The 21,326-nt window shown below is 46.9% G+C and carries 16 protein-coding genes; 6 read left to right on the forward strand and 10 right to left on the reverse strand.

What is annotated here, in order from left to right; genetic code table 11:
* Positions 1 to 75: 75 nt before the first annotated feature.
* Positions 76 to 2,733, forward strand: coding sequence for a penicillin-binding protein 1A (locus tag L4C34_RS06780; protein WP_428788583.1), 2,658 nt, complete (start codon positions 76 to 78; stop codon positions 2,731 to 2,733).
* Positions 2,734 to 2,815: 82 nt separating this feature from the next.
* Here the strand turns inward: L4C34_RS06780 and oxyR are convergent, their stop codons facing one another.
* Complete coding sequence (gene oxyR / locus L4C34_RS06785) at positions 2,816 to 3,706, reverse strand: DNA-binding transcriptional regulator OxyR (RefSeq protein WP_428788584.1); 891 nt, start codon at positions 3,704 to 3,706, stop codon at positions 2,816 to 2,818.
* A 152-nt stretch (positions 3,707 to 3,858) separates the two neighbouring features.
* On the opposite strand from oxyR, the gene L4C34_RS06790 reads away from it, so the two are divergent.
* Entirely contained in the window at positions 3,859 to 4,587 is a 729-nt protein-coding gene (locus L4C34_RS06790) for a redoxin family protein (RefSeq protein ID WP_428788585.1), read from the forward strand.
* Between the two features lie 156 nt (positions 4,588 to 4,743).
* Positions 4,744 to 6,201 (forward strand): dihydrolipoyl dehydrogenase, encoded by a 1,458-nt coding sequence (locus L4C34_RS06795; protein ID WP_428788586.1) that lies wholly within the window; start codon positions 4,744 to 4,746, stop codon positions 6,199 to 6,201.
* A gap of 200 nt (positions 6,202 to 6,401) precedes the next feature.
* On the opposite strand, the gene argH is transcribed toward L4C34_RS06795, so the two are convergent.
* The 4 genes from argH to argC all read right to left on the reverse strand — a co-directional run bounded on the left by argH (position 6,402) and on the right by argC (position 11,472).
* On the reverse strand, positions 6,402 to 8,276 hold the full coding sequence (gene argH, locus L4C34_RS06800; protein ID WP_428788587.1) for an argininosuccinate lyase: 1,875 nt from the start codon (positions 8,274 to 8,276) through the stop codon (positions 6,402 to 6,404).
* Between the two features lie 85 nt (positions 8,277 to 8,361).
* Positions 8,362 to 9,582 carry an argininosuccinate synthase gene (locus L4C34_RS06805; RefSeq protein ID WP_428788588.1) on the reverse strand — a complete coding sequence of 407 codons (1,221 nt, stop codon included), beginning with the start codon at positions 9,580 to 9,582 and terminating at the stop codon, positions 8,362 to 8,364.
* Between the two features lie 59 nt (positions 9,583 to 9,641).
* Positions 9,642 to 10,451 carry an acetylglutamate kinase gene (argB, locus tag L4C34_RS06810; protein WP_428788589.1) on the reverse strand — a complete coding sequence of 270 codons (810 nt, stop codon included), beginning with the start codon at positions 10,449 to 10,451 and terminating at the stop codon, positions 9,642 to 9,644.
* A 16-nt stretch (positions 10,452 to 10,467) separates the two neighbouring features.
* On the reverse strand, positions 10,468 to 11,472 hold the full coding sequence (gene argC / locus L4C34_RS06815) for an N-acetyl-gamma-glutamyl-phosphate reductase (protein ID WP_428788590.1): 1,005 nt from the start codon (positions 11,470 to 11,472) through the stop codon (positions 10,468 to 10,470).
* A 146-nt stretch (positions 11,473 to 11,618) separates the two neighbouring features.
* On the opposite strand from argC, the gene argE reads away from it, so the two are divergent.
* The 3 genes from argE to L4C34_RS06830 all read left to right on the forward strand — a co-directional run bounded on the left by argE (position 11,619) and on the right by L4C34_RS06830 (position 16,671).
* Positions 11,619 to 12,755 (forward strand): acetylornithine deacetylase, encoded by a 1,137-nt coding sequence (argE, locus tag L4C34_RS06820; protein WP_428788591.1) that lies wholly within the window; start codon positions 11,619 to 11,621, stop codon positions 12,753 to 12,755.
* Between the two features lie 285 nt (positions 12,756 to 13,040).
* The gene (ppc, locus tag L4C34_RS06825) at positions 13,041 to 15,674 is read left to right on the forward strand and encodes a phosphoenolpyruvate carboxylase (protein ID WP_428788592.1); all 2,634 of its coding nucleotides are present in this window, start codon (positions 13,041 to 13,043) and stop codon (positions 15,672 to 15,674) included.
* A 457-nt stretch (positions 15,675 to 16,131) separates the two neighbouring features.
* Positions 16,132 to 16,671: a PadR family transcriptional regulator gene (locus L4C34_RS06830; RefSeq protein WP_428788593.1), complete on the forward strand. Its 540-nt coding sequence runs from the start codon at positions 16,132 to 16,134 to the stop codon at positions 16,669 to 16,671.
* A gap of 131 nt (positions 16,672 to 16,802) precedes the next feature.
* Here the strand turns inward: L4C34_RS06830 and cysE are convergent, their stop codons facing one another.
* The 5 genes from cysE to cysN all read right to left on the reverse strand — a co-directional run bounded on the left by cysE (position 16,803) and on the right by cysN (position 21,306).
* Positions 16,803 to 17,624 carry a serine O-acetyltransferase gene (cysE, locus tag L4C34_RS06835; protein WP_428788594.1) on the reverse strand — a complete coding sequence of 274 codons (822 nt, stop codon included), beginning with the start codon at positions 17,622 to 17,624 and terminating at the stop codon, positions 16,803 to 16,805.
* 13 nt (positions 17,625 to 17,637) lie between these two features.
* The gene (gpsA, locus tag L4C34_RS06840) at positions 17,638 to 18,675 is read right to left on the reverse strand and encodes an NAD(P)H-dependent glycerol-3-phosphate dehydrogenase (protein ID WP_428788595.1); all 1,038 of its coding nucleotides are present in this window, start codon (positions 18,673 to 18,675) and stop codon (positions 17,638 to 17,640) included.
* A 122-nt stretch (positions 18,676 to 18,797) separates the two neighbouring features.
* Entirely contained in the window at positions 18,798 to 19,271 is a 474-nt protein-coding gene (secB, locus tag L4C34_RS06845; protein WP_428788596.1) for a protein-export chaperone SecB, read from the reverse strand.
* A gap of 44 nt (positions 19,272 to 19,315) precedes the next feature.
* Positions 19,316 to 19,750, reverse strand: coding sequence for a rhodanese-like domain-containing protein (locus L4C34_RS06850; RefSeq protein WP_428788597.1), 435 nt, complete (start codon positions 19,748 to 19,750; stop codon positions 19,316 to 19,318).
* A gap of 143 nt (positions 19,751 to 19,893) precedes the next feature.
* On the reverse strand, positions 19,894 to 21,306 hold the full coding sequence (gene cysN, locus L4C34_RS06855) for a sulfate adenylyltransferase subunit CysN (protein ID WP_428788598.1): 1,413 nt from the start codon (positions 21,304 to 21,306) through the stop codon (positions 19,894 to 19,896).
* Between the last annotated feature and the right edge of the window lie 20 nt (positions 21,307 to 21,326).

Raw genomic sequence — 21,326 nt, forward strand, 5'->3', positions numbered from 1 at the left:
CAAAATGAGCAAGATAATTAGCTCAGAATATAAGGGCTTGCGAGTTAGCGGCCTAAACTAATCAGGGATTCTCCGGTGAAGTTCATAAAGCGACTGTTTATTTTTTCATTAATTTGCACGGTTCTTGGAGTCGGTACTATTTTTGGCGTGTATCTTTACGTCAAACCGTCTCTACCCGATGTAGCGACTTTGCGGGACGTTAAACTGCAGACCCCAATGCAGGTGTTCAGCCAGGATGGTAAGCTCATTGCCGAATATGGCGAAAAACGACGCATCCCAGTGACATTCAATGAAATTCCACAAAACCTCATTAATGCACTGATTGCTACGGAAGACAGTCGATTTTATGAGCACCCAGGCTTTGACCCTATCGGCATTATGCGAGCGGCGGTGGTCGTCGCGATTTCAGGCCACGCTAAACAAGGGGCAAGTACCATCACCCAGCAGTTGGCGAGAAACTTTTTCTTATCCGATAAGAAAAGCATCATGCGTAAGGTCAAAGAGATATTTATTGCGGTCCACATTGAACATTTACTGACCAAGAATGAAATCTTGCAACTGTATATCAATAAGATTTTCTTAGGTTATCGTTCTTATGGTTTTGGCGCCGCTGCCCAAGTGTATTTTGGTAAACCTTTGCAACAACTTGATCTCAGCCAAATCGCCGTGCTCGCCGGTCTGCCTAAAGCGCCATCGACGTTCAACCCTATCTACTCTGTGAAACGTGCCACCGATCGCCGAGATACGGTATTACTGCGTATGCTTGAAGAAAATTACATTACTCAAGCGCAATTTGATCAAGCAAAATCAGAGCCTGTCATCGCGAGCTACCACGCAGCGAACATTCAGATTCACGCGCCTTACGTGGCAGAAATGGCCCGCTCTTGGGCTGTCGCTCACTATGGTGACGATGCTTACACGTCTGGCCTCAATATCTACACCACCGTCACCAGCAAGCTGCAACATGCTGCCAATCATGCTGCGATCGATAATCTATTAGGTTACGATGAGCGCCACGGCTACCGAGGCCCTCAGCGCGTGTTATGGCAACCCAATCAGACTCCATTTACTGATGAGCAAATCAAAAGTGAGTTAAAGCAAACACCAACTTACGGCTCGTTATCCCCGGCAATCGTCACAGCAGTCAATGAAAAAAATGCGACGGTTTGGGTGAAACATCAAGGACAGCAAACCATCATTTGGGATGGCATGAATTGGGCACGTAGATATTTAACGGACGATCGCCAAGGCCCTGCACCAAGCGATGCGCACGACATTCTGGCCGTGGGACAAGAAGTGTGGGTACGTCAGGTCGATACACCAAAACAAGACCAAAATAACTTCCCAGATAAAATGTGGGCGCTAAGCCAAGTCCCTACCGCTAACGCCGCATTCGTTGCAATGAACCCAGATAACGGTGCTATCTTGGCTCTAGTGGGTGGTTTTAACTATATCCACAGTAAGTTTAATCGCGCCACTCAATCTATCAGACAAGTGGGTTCGAGTATTAAACCGTTTATTTATTCTTCAGCGCTCAACAGTGGTATGACACTGGCGACACTGATCAATGATGCGCCAATCAATAAATGGGATAAAAGCCAAGGCACGGCGTGGCGTCCACAAAACTCACCGCCAGTGTATCTTGGTCCTACTCGCCTACGAATTGGATTAGCGCAATCGATCAATGTAATGTCAATTCGTGTTCTGCGCGCGGTCGGACTAGAAAACGTGCGCCACTACTTAACCAGATTTGGTTTTAAACTCGACCAGCTCCCAGACTCAGAAACCATTGCACTTGGTGCCGGTAGTCTTACCCCAGTACAAATGGCACAAGGCTACTCAGTGTTTGCCAATGGAGGCTACTTCGTAAAACCTTTCTATATTAGTAAGATCATTGGCCCTTATGGCGACGTTTTATATCAAGCCGACCCAAGCATAGTGTGTCATTCGAAAGACTGTGAAGATGCCGTCCCTGACGGTACTAAGCCACAAGAGCAAAACACAGATACTGGTGCTGACACCTCAGATCAAATAGCAACAACCACTGCAAGTACAGCAGCCAATGATGCTCAAGATAATATTAATGCACCTGTCTCGGCCGCGGCCGATAGTACATCGCTACAAAACCGCGATGAGTTAGCGCAAACCACGCCAACACTTCCTGAAGTCCGTTACGCTAAGCGCGTGATCTCTAAACAAAATGCCTTCCTAGTACGTCAAATGATGTACAGCAACATCTGGGGCGGTGGTAATTGGTCGAAAGGGACGGGTTGGAACGGAACAGGCTGGAGAGCGCAAGTCCTTAAACGTCGAGATATTGGCGGAAAGACTGGCACCACCAACGATTCAAAAGATACTTGGTACAATGGTTTTGGCCCAAATATAGTGGCAACCAGTTGGGTTGGTTTCGATGCTCATAGCCGAGACTTAGGCCATACATCGAGCAACCCTAATTTAACTGGGCGACAAATCACGGGTGCCGAGTCTGGCGCTAAAACCGCTGAGCCGGCTTGGATCAACTTCATGCATGCTGATCTGCAAGATCATCCAGAACACGAGTTGGTGCTACCGCCAAATATTATCCGTGTTCGTATCGACCGTGCAACAGGCCTGCTCACCAATAAAACCGACTATACCTCTCGATTTGAGTACTTTGTCCAAGGCACTCAACCTAAGGAGTACGTCAGTGATAGTGGCGCAGACAATAACTCTGCCACCGAGCAAATCTTCTAGGCAATTAGCCCAAAAGATATCGGCTTAAATGAATGCCGCTCACGTTAAGTGAGCGGCATTTTTCTAACTTTTCTGCAACTTTCTAACTTTTCAACAACTGATGATGAATAAAATCCGCAACCTGCTCAAAGCGGGCTTTCAAGGGGGACCCCGGCCGATAGGCCAGCACTAAACTGCGAGATGGCACCGGATTCACCGCTTTTAAATAACACACCCCATCTTTGACTTTCTCTTTCGGCAATGACAGCTCTGGCAACAAAGTAATCCCCGCGCCTGCTGCCACCATATTGCGCAATGTCTCTAGACTGGTGGCTTTGAAGCGCTCATCGTCTTTTGCTCCAGCGGCAAAGCAGAAACCTAGTGCTTGGTCGCGTAAGCAATGCCCATCTCCCAGCGCCAGTACCGTTTTTCCGTCTAGGGCACTCATTTCCACTTCCGTCTGCTGCGCCCATTCATGCTCGCTCGGCACTGCGACACTCATCGGCTCTTGATACACTTCAATTTCCGTAAACGGCTCCGTTTCCGTCACCGAAGCTAGCACAAGGCAATCTAATTTCCCTTCTGCCAGCTGACGCACCAATTGGTGAGTCTGTGCTTCGTGCAAAAACAACTCAAGATCAGGGAAGCTATCTTTCATCGCGGGCACAATTCTTGGGAGCAAATACGGCCCAACCGTGGGAATAAACCCCATGTGGATGGGGCCCTGCATATTGCCACTTTGCCCGCTGGCCATGTCTTTAAACGTTTTCACCTCACTCAAAATCCGTTTCGCCTGTTCGATCAGTTGCAAACCCGATTCAGTAAACAATACCCGCCGACTACTGCGTTCAAACAGGGTCGTGCCCAATTCCGTTTCAAGTTTGCGTATTTGCCCACTTAAGGTTGGCTGACTAACAAAACACGCCTCGGCGGCTTTACGGTAATGACGATGCTCCGCGAGTGCGACCAAATATTCCAGATCTCGTATGTTCATAGCTCTCTCACATAGGTAATGCCTATCAAAATAATAATATTAAGCGATTAGATCTATCAAGCAATTTAACCAATAATGAATTCAACAACAGGGAGACATCTTAGATATCTTCGACTAAACATTATTATGACCGATTCAATGAGGAACTCGTTATGCAAGATACCAAAACTGGCCAAGCTGTACCCAATGTGACTTTTGCAACTCGACAAGGCGATGCCTGGGTCAGTGTAAACAGCGAAGAGCTATTTAAAGATAAAACTGTCATTGTATTTAGTTTACCGGGTGCGTTTACACCAACATGCTCTTCCAGCCACCTACCTAGATACAACGAATTGCACCCTGTATTCAAGCAACATGGGGTCGATGAAATTGTTTGTGTTTCCGTTAACGATACGTTTGTAATGAACGCTTGGAAAGACGACCAAGAAGCAGAAAACATTACCTTTATCCCTGATGGTAACGGCGACTTTACCCAAGGCATGAACATGCTTGTAGACAAAAGTGAAATTGGATTTGGCAAACGTTCGTGGCGCTACAGCATGTTAGTCAAAAACGGCGTGGTAGAGAAAATGTTCATTGAACCAAACGAGCCAGGCGACCCGTTTAAAGTGTCCGACGCCGATACAATGCTCAACTACATTGCGCCAGATTACAAAACGCAAGAATCTATCACAGTCTTCACTAAACCGGGCTGCCCATTCTGCGCCAAAGCAAAACAGAACTTGACTGAAAACGGATTGCAGTTTGAAGAAGTGGTGCTGGGCAAAGACGCCACCACTGTCAGCCTAAGAGCCATCACGGGCAGAACAACCGTGCCACAGGTCTTTATTGGCGGAAAGCACATTGGCGGTAGCGAAGAGCTAGCAACCTACCTAGGTTAAACATATTTAGGTTAAATGTTGTCACTCTAGATGTGGTTATAACCCTCAGACTCCTCGGCACGCAGATAAGCTGGGGGTCTGCGCCACAAGTCACACAGCCCAATTTATGCCTACAAGCCAAAGTAGTGGCTTGATAATATTAAGCGAGAGTCCATTATGAAGCAGTTGAATGTCGATGTTGCCATTATCGGTGGTGGTACCGCAGGTCTTGGTGCATACCGCGCAGCAAAAGCGCATACAGATAACGTAGTCATGGTTGAAAGTGGCCCATACGGTACCACTTGTGCACGAGTTGGTTGTATGCCGTCCAAGCTGCTAATTGCAGCAGCAGAAAGCGCGCACCAAATCGAGAAAGCCCCCGGCTTTGGTATTCACCCTCAGGGTGAAATAAAAATTGATGGGCGTGAAGTCTTGGGCCGTGTAAAACGTGAACGCGACCGTTTTGTGGACTTTGTGCTTGAAAGCGTGGACGAGATCCCTGCCCAAGACAAAATTTCTGGTAAGGCTTCATTTATTGATAACACGACTTTAATGGTTGATGAGCACACCAAAATCACAGCCAAACGCATTATCATCGCCACAGGCTCACGGCCAGCTTACCCTAGAGCGTGGGACGAATTAGGCGATCGCCTTATTATCAACGATGACGTGTTTGATTGGGACGACTTACCCGAATCTGTGGTGGTGTTTGGTCCTGGTGTTATTGGCTTAGAGCTAGGGCAAGCGCTGCATCGCTTGGGCGTAAAAGTAAAACTATTTGGTCTAGGCGGTAGAATGGGCCCATTGACCGACCCAGACATCATGGCCTACGCAGAAAATGCTTTCAAAGAAGAGTTCTACTTGGATCCAAACGTCAAAATTGAAAGTATGAAACGCATCGACGGGGAGGATAAGGTTCAAGTCCAATTCATCAATCACGAGGGTGAACTCGAAACCTTTACTGCCGACTATGTATTAGCCGCAACAGGCCGCCGTCCCAATGTCGATAAGTTAGCGATTAAAAATACCTCAATAGAATTGGATGAACGTGGGGTTCCGATCGCGGATCACTACACAATGCAGACTTCAGCAGAGAACATTTTCATTGCCGGAGACGCAAGTAACCAAATTCCGCTATTGCACGAAGCAGCCGATCAAGGTCGCATTGCCGGAGACAACGCAGGTCGTTTCCCCGATATTCGCGCAGGTCTGCGCCGTTCAGTCATTTCAGCTGTGTTCTCTGATCCGCAAATAGCTATGGTGGGTGAGACTTATAAGCAACTGACAGTGCGTTTAGGCAACTGCGGTTGTTTTGCAACCGGTGAGGTTTCCTTTGAAAATCAAGGTCGTTCTCGCGTTGTGTTACGTAACAAAGGCATCTTGCATGTTTACGGTGAGCAAGGCACAGGCCGCTTTCTTGGCGCTGAAATGATCGGTCCTAATGCCGAGCACTTAGCACACTTGCTTGCATGGGCACATCAAAACAAAATGACGATTTCAGATATGCTAGACATGCCATTCTACCATCCCGTGATCGAAGAGGGTGTCCGTACCGCGCTGCGAGATCTGAATGCGAAACTGCATCTTGGTCCAGAGATGGTCAAACATTGCTTGGATTGTGGGCCGGGCTGTTAATACCCAAAGTCTGCCACAAAGAAAAAAGCCCCAATACCAATTTCTGGTTTGGGGCTCTCTTAGATATTTCTAAGAAAAAGCAGTGGTATCTAAGTAGACCCGCGGCTTCATCATAAGTTCCGAGAAAAATTAACTTTTTTTTCAAAAATATTCAAAGGCTCATAGTACTTTTCTCGATTGGGAACCTGATCTTCGAATCATCAGGCCACACTGATCCGAGCAATAGATTTTTCGATGAAATTCACCTCCAAGGCCACCTCATCACAGGCATGTTGTCTTGGACACTGATCGCAATCTTTGAGCACTTTTTCCGGTAACAAGTTTTTCGACGTCGGCAAAAAGTCGAGTTTCATGAAAAACTCAGGTGTCCGTGTCAGCACAAACACTTTCTTGATTGCCATTGCGCGAGCCTTATTGACTAAATACTGAACGATCGAGCCACCTTGCCCCTGCCCCTGCCAACCCGCTTCAACCCCTAATGATCGGATTTCCGCTAAACCTGAATCATAGACATACAAAGACGCACAACCTGTCACTTCGCCGTGATGCTCTGCGACTGCAAAGGAGCCGATATCCCGTATCAATTCACTCCGTGAACGAGGCAAGTTTTCGCCTAAGTTGGCCCAATAGGTAACCATGCTTTCTAACGCTTCAATATCTGTTAGCCTCGCCGCCCGCACCCTTGCGGTACGGTTTTCTCGCTGCGCTAATCGTTGCTGTGCCTGCCCGAGCGCAAACGCGACTTGCTGCGGTGCCACTCCGCCTAAGGCATTACGCTGCGCTAAACAGGACTCTATCGTCAATACCGCATAAACATCGTCGTCGATCACATTTGAATACGATCGTAATTGCTCAAGTGATAACTCTTCCAGCGCGCAGCCCTTGCCAATGGCATCGACAACCGTAACCCCAACAATATGGTGCGCCTCACGAAACGGAATCCCCTTCGCAACTAAATAATCGGCGAGTTCCGTCGAATTGGCGTAGCCTTGCTTGGCCGCTTCCAGAGTACGCTCAGCGTTCACTTGAATGCCTTCCAAGCACAATACCGCCATCTCAAGACAATCATTCCAAGTATCGAAGGCGTCAAATAGTCCTTCTTTATCTTCTTGCATGTCTTTGTTGTAAGCCAAAGGAAGCGCTTTGATCGTCATCATTAGGCCGGCGAGAGAACCATAAACCCGGCCAGCTTTCCCCCTGATAAGCTCTAGAGCATCGGGATTTTTTTTCTGTGGCATTAACGAAGAGCCAGAGGTCACCGTATCTGCCAGCTCGATGAAGTTCGATTCTCCCGAATTATAAAAAATAAGGTCTTCGGCAAAGCGCGATAAATGCAGCATCGATAAACTCGCCGACGACATTAATTCCACCACATGATCACGATCCGATACCGAATCCAGCGAATTCCTCGTCGCACGATTGAACCCCAAGCTGTGGGCGAGTCTTTCTCTATCGATAGGATACGCCGTACCTGCCAGAGCTCCGGAACCCAAAGGACACGTATCAAGTCGCGTCAGTGCATCCGTTAAACGGTCATAATCACGCTCAAACATCTCCACATACGCCATACACCAATGGGCAAAAGTGACAGGTTGCGCACGTTGCAAATGAGTATATCCCGGCAACACCGTGGCTTGGTGGCTACTGGCCACTTTCACTAACTGAGTTTGCAATAAATCAAGAGCTTGTAAGAGTTGCTGCCCTTGCTGACGACACCAAAGTTTGAGATCTGTGGCCACTTGATCGTTACGAGAACGGCCAGTGTGCAGTTTTTTACCCAGCTCCCCAACTTTGCTAATCAACTGTTGCTCTACCCAAGAATGAATATCTTCCGCATCAGAGTTGAGGATCTGTCGTGGATCTTCCATCACTTCCAGCTTGAGCTCATTTAAAGCTAATTCGAGAGTTTGCTGCTCAGCGTTGGTTAATACATCCACTGACAGTAGCGCTTTGGACCAAGCGATAGAGCCTACAATGTCTTGTTCAGCCAATCGGTAATCAAAGCGTAGTGAATCATTAAACTCTTTGAACCGAGTGTCTGCTGCTTGGGTAAATCTTCCGCCCCATAGTGCCATTGTTTCTCTCCCGCTGGTAAATCGAAACTCGGCGCACCAGCACCGAGCCTACTCAAACATTGTTGTGTATGACCACTAACTCAAATTATGCGTCGCGTTTTTTTTCATTTAACGCTTTAATTCTGCTGGCTAATGAGTACAAACGGATGAAGCCACCTGCGTGACTATGATCGTAAACGTCATCCTCACCAAATGTCGCGAACTCTTCAGAATAGAGACTATTATCTGAGCGCTTTTGCAATACTGTCGCATGGCCTTTATACAGTTTAATCACCACCTCACCATTCACATCTTGAGCAAGCTCATTCGCCGCAGCGAGTATCGACTTACATAATGGCGTAAACCAACGACCGTCATACACAAGATGTGATGCTTTCAAGGACAGCTCTTCACGAAATTCAAACGCCGTTTTATCTAACACTAATTGTTCAACAGCGCGTAGAGCTTCCATCATGATGGTGCCCCCTGGGGTTTCATAACAGCCACGTGACTTCATGCCAACCAAACGGTTTTCGACAATATCAATTCGCCCCACTCCATGTTTCGCACCCTTGTCATTAAGGTACATCAAGGCGTTATAAGGCGTCATACACTCACCATCCACGGCGACAACCTCACCTTTTTCCACTCGAAGGGTGACCATTTCGGGAGTGTTTGGTGCCAACTCAGGATCCTGCGTCCATACCCAGCAATCATCATTAGGGGCATTCCAAGTGTTTTCTAATACACCACCTTCGGTAGACACATGCCAAGCATTCGCATCACGGGAATAGATTTTCGTCAGCGACGCACTGCAAGGAATATTGCGCTCAGCGAGATAATCCAAACACTGCTCGCGGCTCACCAATTCCCATTCCCGCCAAGGTGCGATCACGGTTAATTCTGGTGCTAATGCGGCAAATGCTCCTTCAAAGCGCACTTGATCGTTGCCCTTGCCCGTACAGCCATGACACAACGCATCCGCCCCAACATTCCGGGCAACTTCCACTTGAGCTTTAGCAATAATTGGTCTCGCCATTGAGGTGCCGAGTAGATACTTTCCTTCATAGCAAGCTCCCGTTTTCAGTGTCGGATAGACATACTCAGCCACCATTTGCTCTTTCAAATCGACCACATAACACTCAGATGCTCCCGATTGTTTGGCTTTAAGCTCCACGCCTTCCAGTTCATCTTGTCCTTGACCAACATCAGCCACAAACGCTATCACTTCACAGTCGTAGTTTTCTTTTAACCACGGAATAATTACCGAAGTATCTAGGCCTCCCGAGTACGCCACAACCACTTTATTAATTTGAACCTTACTCATTTTCTTTCTCCGAATTCCATTCCATTTGCGCCATTCTTGCCGCAAAAAAGTTAATTTAACTATGATGATTGTTTTTCTGATGGGGACAAAAACTGAGTGCCAATATTTTCACCAGCGAATAACTTGGCCAATTTCTCAGGATAACGCCATGTCGCGACTTGGATCGCGCGCCCAAGCACAGAGGCCGCTTCCAACGCTGCTTTTACTTTTACCACCATGCCATCGGTGATCACTTTCCCGTCAATAAGGTGATTGGCCTGACTTTCATCTAAGCTCTTAATTAAGTGACCTTTACCATCTAAAACGCCGCTGACATCTGAGAGCAGCACTAGGTTAGCATTCAGCGCACCCGCCACTGCAACTGCCGCTTGATCGGCGTTTACATTCATTAGTTGACCCTGTGAATTTAGTCCAATAGAACTAATGATTGGCAATACTCCTGTCGCCAATACCGCTCGAAGTAAAGAAGCATTACCCGGTTTTGCGTGCCCTACCGCGCCAAGTTCAGGGTCTAATTCTGTTACCTGACAAAGCCCGCCATCGGCAAGGCTCAGCCCAATACTATCTATACCTGCTCGCACTGCGTGTCCCTGCAAAACCTTATTCGCCGTGCCAGCTAATGCGCCCGCAACCACATTGATGTGTTCGGTTGGAGTCACTCTTAGCCCTGCTTTCTTGACGCTAGTGAGCTGCAATTTTTCCATTAGCTCATCAACTAAGTACCCGCCACCATGTACCACGACGATTTGTCGATTGGCTTGGGCTTGATAGTTCTCGATGGCGTGAAAGAGTTGATTAAGCGTGTCAGCGCAAGACAGTGCTGCGCCGCCAAGTTTGATCACAAGAGGAGTATTGCCATTTTCAGTCATAACTAATCCCATCGGCCTACACTAAGGCCGTCATTTCAGAAAAACCGTAGTGAATATTTAGGCACTGCATTGCTTGGCTAGCAGCTCCTTTTAACAGGTTATCAATCGCCGATACGACAACGATATGCTCATCGCCAACCCGCCAGCCGATATGACAAAACGGCGTATGTTCCACGTCTTGCACGCTAGGTAACTTATCATGGGTTAAGCAAACAGCAGGCTTGTCAGCATAAGCGAGTTGAAAGGCTTCGCTAACTTGCTGGCTTGACGTGCCCGCTGCGAGCTTCATAGTAATCGTCGCTAATAAGCCGCGCTTATATGGCGCGAGGTGGGGAGTAAAAATCACCTCACACCCTATATAATGACTAATCTCAGGCTGATGACGATGCTCAAATACTCCATAAGGCTGCAAGCTCACTTCACAAAAGCTGCTAGCTAAATTGGCTTTTCTTCCCGCCCCTGACACGCCGCTCACCGCATTTATAACTGGCCACTGCTGGGTATCAATCAACTCTGCAGCCAACAAGGGTTTCATCGCAAGCTGGCTAGCGGTTGGATAACAACCCGCTATTGCAACTAACTGAGCTTCTCTGATAGCCGCCTGATTCCACTCAGCTAAACCATAGGCCGCTTTATCTAACCAGTCCTGATAGCGGTGCTCAAATCCATAATATTGCGGATAAAAATCATCCGCTTTAACCCGGAACGCGCCAGATAAATCGAAGACTTGGCAGCCGTGGCGCAAGAACGTAGACGCGAGTTGATGACTGACTTCATGGGCCGTTGCCAAAAACACCACGTCACATTGCTCGGCCGTCATCTCTACATCTGATAAAGGGGAAATAGGCATATCGACACGCCCCTTAAACTTGCGATGTAGCTCAGATAACTTTTTCCCTGCGTCTAAACTATTGGCGGATACATATAAACCTGTTAGCTTGAGTTCCGGGTGGTGATTCACCATAAATGCAAGTTCGGCTCCCGTGTAACCGCTTGCGCCAATAATAATGGTTCTTAACATCTCTAACCTTTCCTTTGATGAGCTCACCCACCCACAGATGAGTACTAATCCATTCAAACAACCATTTTGAATTTTTATTCACAAAAAGCAGCTCATTATGTTTAACGTCTTAATCTATTCCTGTCAACAGAAGAAGCGAAGATAATATGCCATTACCCAATTTCAGAGAGATTTACGCCGATTTAATAGCCACCTCTTCCATTAGCTCAACTGAACCTTCATGGGACCAAGGAAACTTGCAAGTAATTGAAAAACTAGAAACTTGGCTCACTGATATTGGCTTCGACGTACAGGTTATTCAAGTAAAACCTGGAAAATTCAACCTCATAGCTAAAAAAGGCCAAGATGATGGTGGCTTGTTGCTGGCTGGACACAGCGATACTGTGCCGTTTGACGAAGGACGTTGGGATTATTCACCCCATAAACTGACCGAGAGCAACAACCGCTTCTATGGTTTAGGCACGGCAGATATGAAAGGATTTTTCGCTTTTATCATTGATGCCGTAAAAGATATTGATTGGCGAACTCAAACTAAACCTCTGTATATATTGGCAACCTGTGACGAAGAAACTACCATGCTTGGGGCTAGGGATTTCAGCCACAACACCCCGTTTAAACCCGATTACTGCATCATAGGTGAGCCGACAAGTTTAGTGCCTGTTCGAGCCCATAAGGGGCATATTGCCAATGCGATTCGCATAACTGGTAAGTCTGGCCATTCTTCTGATCCCGCGCTCGGGGTTAACGCCATCGACATTATGCACGAAGTTCTATTTGCTCTTAAAACACTACGAGACGAACTGGTTCAGCACTATCATCATCCTGGGTTTGCCATTCCATCACCGACACTTAACTTAGGTCATATCCATGGCGGAGACAGCGCTAACCGAATTTGCGGTTGCTGTGAGCTACACTATGACCTTCGGCCGCTGCCAGGAATAAGTTTAGACGGCCTAAACAACATGTTGCGCGAAGTACTAAAAGGCGTAGAACAACGCTGGCCTGGCCGACTCGAAATCAACGCCCTACATGAACCCATTCCCGGCTATGAATGCCCACCAGATCAACCGTTTATTCCACAAATGGAATCTATCTGCCAAACTCCAGCAGAAACCGTTAATTATTGTACCGAAGCCCCTTTCTTACAGCAGCTGTGCCCGACTCTCGTGTTAGGCCCAGGTTCAATCGAACAAGCGCATCAGCCTAATGAATATTTAGAGCATAAGTTTATCCAACCGACATTGGATATTTTATCCAAAGCGATTAGGCAATATTGTTTCTAGCCGCTTTCTTTCTGTTGCCAAGGTTGCCAAGGTTGCCAAGGTTGCCAAGGTTGCCAACAGGAGACGGTGACACATTGCGGCCAAGCGACTCAATTGTTCTGGCCACAATGTGTAATTAAATTTCATAATATTTTAAAAATGTGCACTTGATCAGTAAAAATAAGGGAAAAACGTTAATTCATCCTCTCCACATTGGTGAAATTTGACTCAACCGGACAATTTTCGCTAGATTGTTGCTCTACAGAAAGGACAATCAATGTAATTAATTTACAAGGTAGGATGATAATGAACGAAAAGTACGCGGCGCTGAAAAGTAACGTCAGCATGCTCGGACGCTTGCTCGGCAACACCATTCAACAAGCGCACGGAGAGGCACTATTTGACCAGATTGAGACGATTCGCCAATTATCGAAATCTGCTCAAGCTGGTAACGATAAAGATCGCGAGCAATTGGTTGAGGCGATTAAAGGCCTCCCTGATGAACAATTGACTCCAGTCGCCCACGCATTCAATCAGTTTCTCAACCTCACCAACATGGCCGAGCAATATCACACCATTTCACGCCATTGTGACGATTACGTATTAGAGCCTAACTCAATCAACACCTTGTTAGAAAAGCTACAACAAAACGATGTCAGCGCACTGGATACAGCGCAAGCGGTCAAGGATCTCAATATTGAGATTGTCCTCACAGCACATCCAACAGAAATTACCCGCCGGACCATGATCAACAAGCTGATCAAAATCAACGACTGTTTGTCTAAACTCGACCTAAATGAATTGTCGCAAAAAGAAAGACAAAAAACCGAACGTCGCTTGGAGCAGCTTATCGCACAAAGTTGGCATTCAGATGTGATACGCCAGCAACGTCCAACCCCACTTGATGAAGCGAAATGGGGCTTTGCGGTTATCGAGAACTCTTTGTGGCAAGCGGTTCCAGACTTCTTACGCGATTTTGATCAAAGGCTAGTGGATGCGCTAGGTGAAGGCCTACCGATTGACGCTCGTCCCGTCCACTTCTCCTCGTGGATGGGCGGAGACAGAGACGGCAACCCATTTGTCACCCATACCATCACCCGAGAAGTATTACTACTGTCACGTTGGAAAGCCGCTGATCTCTACCTCGCGGATATCAATGAGCTCATCAGCGAGCTATCAATGACCAAGTGCAATGCCGATGTACGCACTTTGGCTGGTGCTGAAGAACACGAACCATATCGAGCGATTTTGAAAGGGCTACGTCAGTTACTGACGGACACTACCGAGATCTTAGCCGCCAAAATCGACGGCCAACAACTTGCCATCAAAGCCCCACTAAAGCACATAGATCAGCTCTGGGAGCCATTGTATGCCTGCTACCAATCCTTGCATGAATGCGGCATGGGTATCATTGCCGACGGTTCACTGCTGGATATTTTGCGTAGAGTCAAAGCCTTTGGTGTCCATTTAGTACGCTTGGATATTCGCCAAGAAAGTACCCGCCATGCTGATGTATTATCTGAACTCACCCGCTATCTGGGCATCGGTGATTATGAGCAGTGGAGCGAGCAAGATAAGGTGTCCTTTCTTAGCAACGAACTCAGTTCAAAGCGGCCACTACTGCCACTTGACTGGCAACCATCCCCTGAAGTTCAAGAGGTATTAGATACCTGCAGTATTATTGCAACCCAACCTCGCGAGGCGTTTGGCGCGTATGTCATTTCAATGGCGAGAACGGCATCAGACGTGTTGGCTGTACACCTACTGTTGCAAGAAGTGGGTTGCCCATATCGTATGGATGTTTGCCCACTGTTTGAAACGCTCGACGACCTGAATAATGCTCAGTCCGTCATGCAACAGTTGATGGAAATAGATCTCTATCGAGGAATTATTCAAAATAACCAAATGGTCATGATTGGCTATTCCGATTCAGCCAAAGATGCCGGAGTCATGGCAGCTGGCTGGGCGCAATATCGCGCTATGGAAGAACTGGTACAATTGGCTGAACAAGAAAGCTTTGAACTCACCCTATTCCACGGCCGAGGCGGCACCGTTGGCCGAGGCGGAGCACCTGCCCATGCCGCGCTCCTTTCTCAACCACCACAGAGTCTGAAAAAAGGCTTGCGAGTCACCGAGCAAGGTGAAATGATCCGCTTTAAGCTAGGATTGCCGGACATCGCCGTTAACAGCTTCAACCTCTACGCCAGCGCAATTTTAGAAGCGAATCTACTGCCGCCTCCACACCCTAAGCAACAATGGCGTGAACAAATGGAAACCTTGGCTGATGTCTCTTGCCAAGCTTATCGTCATACGGTGCGAGGTGAAGCCGACTTCGTGCCCTACTTCCGCCAAGCGACTCCCGAACTCGAGCTCGGTAAATTACCGCTTGGATCGCGCCCATCCAAACGTAATCCAAATGGCGGGGTCGAAAGCTTACGTGCTATTCCATGGATATTCTCGTGGAGTCAAAACCGGTTAGTACTGCCTGCTTGGTTAGGGGCGGGGGAAGCGATACAAAGCTCCATTGATCAAGGTCAGCAGACTCTGCTAGAAGAAATGTGCCGAGAGTGGCCATTCTTTTCTACCCGACTAGGTATGCTGGAAATGGTCTATTACAAATGCAACAGCGACATTTCCCATTACTACGATCAAAGGCTCGTCGATCCGCCACTGCGTCCATTGGGTGAACGCTTACGAAGTCAGCTACAAAAAGACATAGTGGCGGTGCTGAATGTCGAAAACAACGAGAACTTAATGCAAAGTGACCCATGGGGGCTAGAATCGATTCGACTAAGAAATGCCTACGTTGAACCGCTGAATATGCTGCAAGCAGAATTGTTATATCGCACCCGTCAAACTGACCAAACGTCGACAGAATTAGAAGAAGCGCTAATGGTCACCATTGCCGGTATTGCCGCAGGCATGCGCAACACTGGCTAAGTTGTAACGGGTTGGTTAGAAAAAGTGTAATTTCTAACTAGCCCGTTATCTAATAACAATAATCATTTCCATTATCAATCACTCCTCGGCCCAAAGCCTCGGACTATTATCCTGAAAATCGCACAAAATTCAGTCAAAAGTAGAAATTAAAACCTACAACCAGTGTTTACTGAGTTTTTTATCAGTTTTTTATTCAAATAGATTTAAATATTCTACTTAATGCTTATTATTTAGATATACTACTTTCCCTCTGCGAACTACTATAAATCAATACATCGCAGAGCTTTGATAGCAAAAACTATCGATGATCTAGGTGATACACCGGCTTATGTAAGGAGAGACTTCCGACGAGCTTTTCTCGTTGGTTATGTTTGAATGTACTGATAAATAAAGTGCCTTTCGAGCACAGCAGACTGTTCAAACATGTTTATATTTTTTTTATATTTGGATTAGAAACATGTCATTACCTCACGTTATTCTCACCGTACTTAGTACACGCGATGCCACTGGTTACGATATAACCAAAGAGTTTTCGGCCAGCATCGGTTACTTTTGGAAAGCAAGCCACCAGCAAGTTTACCGCGAGCTGAACAAGATGGCTCAAAATAGCTTAGTCACCTGTGTGATCGAGCCTCAAGAAGGCAAACCCGACCGTAAAGTCTACTCTATTACCGATGCAGGGCGCGCAGCATTGGGAGAATGGTTTGATCAACCGACCGCTCACCCAACCGTTCGCGATGAATTTTCTGCTAAATTAATGGCTTGCTCAGTTCAAGATGCAGAACCATACCGTGCCCAGCTCAGTGATTTGGTTGCCGACTCTTATAAATTAGTGGCACACTACCAAGAAATAGAAGCCGCTTACTACTCGTCAGCGAGTAACTTAGATAAGCAACATCGTTTAGAAAGATTGACACTGCGTCGCAATTTATTGGTTCGCCAAGCATGGATTTTGTGGGCAGAAGAAGTATTGTCTGAACTAAACGCCATGGCGTAATTCAGCTTTCAGCATATACGAGAGCAGATGTGAGAACGCTAAGCTCTCTATCGACGCTGAGGGGTGAATAACCCAAGTCAAACTATGCACCCGATTCACTATCAGGTGCACGTGACACTCGGGTTGGGGGATTATATTCCCCCGCCACTTTCAAATGTTTGATTCTTGCCGTTAAACTGCTGATCCATATCGAGGGATGGTTTTTCTGTTTTCGGCTTGCCGACAATCTTAGCGGGAACCCCTGCGACCGTAGTATGGGGTGGCACTGCATGTAGCACCACAGAACACGACCCTATCTTAGCGCCTTGCCCAACCTCAATATTACCGAGCACTTTTGCGCCTGCGCCAATCATCACACCTTCACGAATTTTCGGATGGCGATCGCCACAATCATTACCGGTACCGCCTAACGTCACGTCCTGCAAAATCGACACATCATTATCCACCACTGCAGTTTCACCGATCACGATACCCGTCGCGTGATCCAACATGATGCCTTTACCGATTTTGGCAGCTGGGTGAATATCAACTTGGCAAGCCACAGAAATTTGGTTTTGCAGATAGGTCGCCAACGCTTTTCGACCTTGCGTCCATAACCAATTCGCGACTCGATGTCCTTGCAACGCATGATAGCCTTTAAGATACAACAAAGGCGTAGAATACATTGCCACCGCAGGGTCTCGCTCTACCGTCGCGCGCACATCACACGCCATCTTCTCTGCAATGCTCTCATCAGCCTTGAATGCCTCTTCTATAACCTCGCGCACCGCTATGGCCGGCATAGAGGTAGTGTTGAGCTTATTGGCTAAAATATAGCTCAGCGACGACGTGATACTTTCATGTTTAATGATGGTGGCATGGTAAAAGCTCGCCAGCATAGGCTCTTGTTCCGACAATTGTCGAGCTTCATTAACTATGGTGTTCCAGACTTGCTGCTGTTCACTATATTTCATGATGATGACCCTATTATTCACTCTCTGCTTTTTTATCGCGCGCCAACAAATCCTTCGCCGCTATTTGCGCGCTCTTACTTTGGTAGAGCACTTGATAAATTTGCTCCACAATCGGCATCTCCACCCCCATACGATTGGCAAGCAACCAGACTTCTTTGGTGTTGCGGTAGCCTTCCACGACTTGGCCAATCTCATCTTGTGCGGTTAACACGTCCTTACCTTGCCCTAAAGCTAAGCCAAAGCGACGGTTGCGCGATTGATTATCAGTACAGGTCAAGACTAAATCACCAAGACCTGCCATTCCCATAAAGGTTTCAGCCTGTGCACCCAGCGCAGTCCCCAAGCGGGTCATTTCGGCTAATCCGCGCGTAATTAATGCTGTACGTGCGTTCGCACCAAAACCAATACCATCGGAGATCCCAGCGCCAATCGCAATGACATTTTTAACCGCGCCGCCCAACTGCACTCCGGTAAAATCTTCATTCGCATACACACGGAATGTCTTGCTGCAGTGGATCTTATCTTGCAAATCAGCAACAAACTGACGATCAGGTGACGAGACTGAAATCGCCGTTGGTAAACCTGCGGCTAGCTCTTTTGCAAACGTTGGCCCAGAAATTACGGCCAAGGCGTAATTTTGCCCCAATGCATCATGCGCGACCTCTTTAAGCAAACGGCCAGTTTCAGGCTCCAAGCCTTTCGTTGCCCAACATAAACGAGAGTCAGAGCGTAAATGTGGCGCCACATTTGCCAATACCTCACCAAACACGTGACTGGGAACAACCACTAACAAGTCGCGACAAGACTGCACCGCTCGTGGCAAGTCTGATTCAATAATTAAGCTGTCGGGAAACACAGTATCTGGCAGAAACGCTCGGTTACAGCGATCGTCTTGCAAGCGCTGCATATGCTCAGGGTTATGCCCCCATAGCACAATATTATTTCCGTTACGCGCTAAAGAAATGGCCAAGGAAGTACCGTACGAGCCCGCACCTAACACCACCATGGATATATCCTTGCCATAACTATTGCTTACTACTGAATCCGTCATTATTACTCGCCACTATTGATAGAGGTTACTTAAAACAAAAAATGCACATGACATCGAAAATTCGAGCCATTGTGCATTTTTAAATACGTATAAAGCTTAATAGAAGCCAAACTTCACATTAATTAAGCTTGAACAGGTGTATCACCTTCGCTTTCAGTTTGTTGCTGTAGGTAGTTCATGAACAAAGCATCAAAGTTAACTGGAGCTAGGTTCAATTGAGGGAACGTACCTTTCACAACGAGACTTGAAATCGTTTCACGTGCGTAAGGGAACAGAATGTTCGGGCAGAATGCACCTAGGCAATGTGCCAATTGGCCAGCTTCCATCTGCTCTGCACTGAAGATACCGCCTTGCTGAACTTCGCACAAAAATGCTGTTTCTTCTTCATTCTTAACCACAACAGTCAGACGAAGTATCACTTCATAAACACCTTCACCCAATTCACGACTTTGAGTGTCCAAATCCAATTTTACATCTGGGTTCCAGTCCTTTTGGAAAAGTGCTGGAGAATTCGGCGCTTCAAATGATACATCTTTTAAAAAGACACGTTGAATTGCAAAGTTTTGCGCTTCTTGTTCTGGTGCTACGTCAGCCATGTTTGAATCCTTAAATTCCGTTCTCTATGTTCGGATAATGTGGGTTATTTTTTACCGCGGACTAAAGGTAAGTTCGCTTCATTCCAAGAGATTAATCCGTTTTTTAGCAACTTAACTTGCTCATAACCCGCCTTGGCCAATAAATTGGCACTTTCGCGAGCCGATTGCCCAGTTTTGCATACTACGATGATTGGGTCTGATTTGTGTTTTTCAAGGCTTTCGAGTTTCCCCTCTTTGATATCCGAAGGCAAAATGTTCATCGCTTCGGTAATATGACCCGATTTGAATTCACTCTTCGCACGAATATCAACCACGATACCGTTGTGCTTATTCATTAACAGGGTCGCATCCGATGGGGTAATTTCTTTATACGCAGCCGTGGACGACTTAACGATTTGCATGATAAGAGCAATAAAGATGCCCACCCATGCGATAGACAAAACTGGGTTTTGTTTGAAAAATTCGATGTACTCTTGCATATTCTCAGCTCTTGCTAGTCAGGGGCATAAATTTCAGAGTACGAGTATAGCGAGGTTGCCTGCAAGATGCGAGATGACTCCGTAGAAGTATTCTTGTCTACTGCAACTAGACTTCCCTTCGTCAAACTCGCTTGCCAGAGAGCTTACTTTATCGTTTGACAGCCCCATTCTGGAAAATGCTTACAGATATAAGCATTCAGCTCTTTTTCCTGCAAAGAATACTGACGCTGAGACTGAGACTGTACTTCGCCCACCTTACTTACCATGCCCGCAGCAACTGTGGCATTGCTATAACGATCGATCACCACAAATGCGCCCGTATTGGGTAGCGATGTATACTCATCTAAAGCAATACTATCGGTAAGGCTAACGGACAGCTCAGCAATTTCATTGAGCGATAACTGTTGCTGTGCTGTTTGGTCTTTACCTAAAGTGTTGATATCAATTTTGTGCTGAATTTGGCGAAATTGCCCTGCGATGATTTTTGTCGAAAACTTAAATAAATACTCTTTACCAACGTGCATTGGCTGCTCATCCATCCACACCAACTGAGTATTAAACTGCTTGGTTACGCGTGAGCCTTGTCCTTCGTGCACGAGCAAGTCGCCACGAGACACATCAATCTCATCATCTAGCGTCACAGTAATCGCCTGCCCTGCGTAAGCAAATGATTGCTCTTTGTCCGCAATAAAAACCCTTCTCACACTGGTTTTCTTTCCTGACGGAAGTGCAATCACAAGGTCGCCTACCTGCAACATGCCAGACTCCAATGTGCCGCAGAAACCGCGAAAGTCGAGATTAGGTCGATTCACATACTGGATTGGCAAGCGCATCGGCTGAGACCCTAGCTTTGGGTGCACTTGCACCGTCTCTAGCAGTTTCATTAGTGTGGCGCCCGGATACCAAGGCATGAATTTACTTGGCGTGACCACATTGTCGCCATTTAGGGCTGAAATGGGTACAAAGCGAATATCATCAAGTGCAAAGCCACTCGCCATGTCACGATAATCTGCTTTTATCTTGCGATAAACTTCTTGGTCGTAATCCATCAAGTCCATTTTATTGACGGCCACTATAATGTGTTTAATACCCAGTAAGTTGCACAGATAGCTATGCCGGCGAGTCTGGTTTTGAATCCCGAAACGAGCGTCAACAATCACAATCGCTAAGTCACAAGTCGACGCTCCAGTCACCATATTGCGCGTGTATTGTTCATGCCCTGGCGTGTCAGCGATAATAAATTTTCGCTTGTCGGTCGAAAAGTAACGGTAGGCCACATCAATGGTGATGCCTTGCTCACGTTCAGATTGTAACCCATCGACCAACAACGCCAGATCAAAGGCCTCATCTGTGGTATTAAATCGCTGCGAATCTTTTTCAATAGCAGCCATCTGATCGTCATAAATCAGCTTGCTGTCATAAAGAAGACGACCAATTAGCGTCGATTTTCCATCATCGACACTGCCACAGGTTAAAAAGCGCAGCAGATCTTTTTTCTCATGCACCGCGAGATACGCATCGATATCTTGTGCAATCAACTCGGAAGAGTGTGACATATGCATTCCTTGTAATTGAA

The sequence above is a fragment of the Vibrio profundum genome, assembly GCF_050337555.1.
Classification (GTDB): Bacteria; Pseudomonadota; Gammaproteobacteria; order Enterobacterales; family Vibrionaceae; genus Vibrio; species Vibrio profundum.